Annotated in this window: 2 protein-coding genes; one reads left to right on the forward strand and one right to left on the reverse strand. The window is 58.5% G+C overall.

Features of this window, described 5'->3' with window-relative positions; genetic code table 11:
* Positions 1-109: 109 nt before the first annotated feature.
* Positions 110-1087, forward strand: coding sequence for an HpcH/HpaI aldolase/citrate lyase family protein (locus tag ACR0FB_RS20640; RefSeq protein WP_480621767.1), 978 nt, complete (start codon positions 110-112; stop codon positions 1085-1087).
* A gap of 69 nt (positions 1088-1156) precedes the next feature.
* Here the strand turns inward: ACR0FB_RS20640 and ACR0FB_RS20645 are convergent, their stop codons facing one another.
* Positions 1157-2158 carry a helix-turn-helix domain-containing protein gene (locus tag ACR0FB_RS20645; RefSeq protein WP_171725211.1) on the reverse strand — a complete coding sequence of 334 codons (1002 nt, stop codon included), beginning with the start codon at positions 2156-2158 and terminating at the stop codon, positions 1157-1159.
* Positions 2159-2354 lie beyond the last annotated feature (196 nt).

Consider the following 2354-nt stretch of genomic DNA (forward strand, 5'->3'; position numbering starts at 1 on the left):
TGGCGAAGACGGCAACGGCGCCGTCGAAGCCAAGGTCAAGGCCGAGGTCGCAGACCTCTGCGCCAAATTCCCGATCTATCCGAACCTGTAAGACGAAGGACCCGAACCTATGAGCTTTCATTCCATTGACCAAGCCCCAGCACGCCTGAACCGAAGTGAATTGGCCGTGCCCGGCAGCCAACCCGGAATGTTCGAAAAGGCAGCCAAATCCGATGTAGACGTCATTTTCCTTGATCTGGAAGACGCCGTCGCGCCCGATGAAAAGGAACAGGCCCGCAGGAACATCATTCAGGCGCTGAACGACATCGATTGGGGCAACAAGACCATGTCGGTTCGGATCAACGGTCTGGACACGCATTACATGTACCGCGACGTCGTCGATGTGGTCGAACAGGCGGGTGAACGGCTGGACCTGATCATGATCCCCAAGGTCGGGACAGCCGCAGATGTGTATGCGGTCGACATGCTGGTGACCCAGATCGAAGACGCCAAGGGTTACAAAAAACGGATCGGGTTCGAACACATCATCGAAACCGCGCTTGGCATGCAGAATGTCAGTGAGATTGCGGCAGCATCCAAGCGCAATGAAAGCTTGCACTTCGGTGTGGCCGACTATGCGGCCTCGACCCGTGCGCGAACCACGATCATCGGTGGTGTGAACCCGGACTACTCTGTTTTGACCGATGCGGACCCCGAGGACGGTCGCCAGACCCATTGGGGTGACATGTGGCATTATGCTCTGGCCCGCATGGTGGTTGCGGCGCGCGCCAACGGGCTGCGTCCGATTGATGGGCCTTTTGGCGATTTTCAGGACCCGGACGGTTACAAGGCCGCCGCAAAACGTGCCGCCGTTCTGGGTTGCGAGGGCAAATGGGTCATTCACCCAAGCCAGATCGCGCTGGCGAACGAGGTGATGTCGCCGTCCGACGCCGAGGTCATCAAGGCGCAGCGAATTCTTGTTGCCATGGCCGAGGCCGAGGCAGACGGAAAAGGCGCCGTTTCGCTGGATGGTCGACTGATTGATTACGCCTCCATCCGTCAGGCCGAAGTGCTGGTGGAAAAGGCAGGCCAGATTGCTGCGGCGTGAACCAAACCAGTGTTGCGTGGGCAAACTGCCCACGCGATTTCATCGCCGGTTGCGCAAGCCGAAGAAGTGCTAGGATCCTTCCGGGGCCATCGAACCCGTGAACCGACGGTCCCGGACATCATCCGGGCTGGTTTTGTAGCAGCGTTGAAACGCACGTTTCAATGCGACGGGCGATGAAAAACCGGTGGCTGCCGAGATTTCGATCTGCGACATGTTCGTGAACTGCAACAGGTTCTGCGCCCTTTCCAGACGAAGCTCCTTGTACGTGGAAAGAAGCTTTGCTCCGGTTTTGCTCAGGAACCGTCGTTGCAGCTGCCGCGTCGAGGTTTTGAGCAAACGGGAAAGATCGGAGATCGTCAGAGGATCTTCGATGTTCTCCTGCATCGCATCCAAAGTGCGCACCACCAGAAGATCGCCTTTTGCCTTGTGCACTAACCGGGCGGCCAACCTGCTTTCGTGTTTTTGCGTAGGTTCGGTCAGGCCGATATAGCTGCGCAATGCGTCCGCAATATGCTCTCCGTGATCCAAGGACACGAATTCGGACAACAACCGCAACGCGCTCAGTCTGCTGGTCGCGCTGTGGGGGTGCCCGTCGGCGGCCAGATGGGTTGCCGCACCGCAGCTTTCCAATCCGCTTTCCAGCGCGGCCGCGGCAAAGTTCGGGTGAACCGCGACGATGTTTCGGCCCGCTCTGCCCAGTTGCACCAGCAACAGGACAGCTCCACCGACCAGAACGGTCCTTGAAGACAGGTTGAGAACTTGCGAAATCCAGCTTCTGCGCGAACCGGAGACGTCCCAGTTGTTCTCCAGGTCGCCCCAGAATATCGCCGTCCGACCTGCCCAATAAAGAGGCCCGCCAACCGAGTCATTTCCGGACACCCGGAGATTGACGACGTAAGAGCAGTTTTCGACCAGGCTGTTCAGAGCGTGATAGAACTCGACGACGATCTCGGCCGATGCCAGCGCCCGGGTGTCGCTGAGGATAACATCGATGTGTTTTATTCTTTCGGGCACCTCCGGCCCGGTCTTTGCCAGGTCGGCGCGATCATTTGCGAGGACATAGTGTTTCATTGTTCCTCCATCGAATTGACGAGAGGCAGCGCCTCGCTGGACGCTGCCCTCATTTTCGGATTTCAATCCGCTAGGGCAAACCGCGGATTGCTACGCCCGGTTCCCTATTCCGCGGCGTCTGCGTATGCGTCCATTGGGGGGCATGTGCAGACGAGGTTTCTGTCACCGTATGCGTTGTCGACGCGGTTGACGGGGG

This window comes from Ruegeria sp. P10 (assembly GCF_056534925.1).

What these genes read in the sequence shown, in the direction of transcription:
- ACR0FB_RS20640 (WP_480621767.1), top strand. Translation starts at nt 110, where the DNA reads ATGAGCTTTCATTCCATTGACCAAGCCCCAGCACGCCTGAACCGAAGT.
- ACR0FB_RS20645 (WP_171725211.1), bottom strand. Translation starts at nt 2,158, where the DNA reads ATGAAACACTATGTCCTCGCAAATGATCGCGCCGACCTGGCAAAGACC.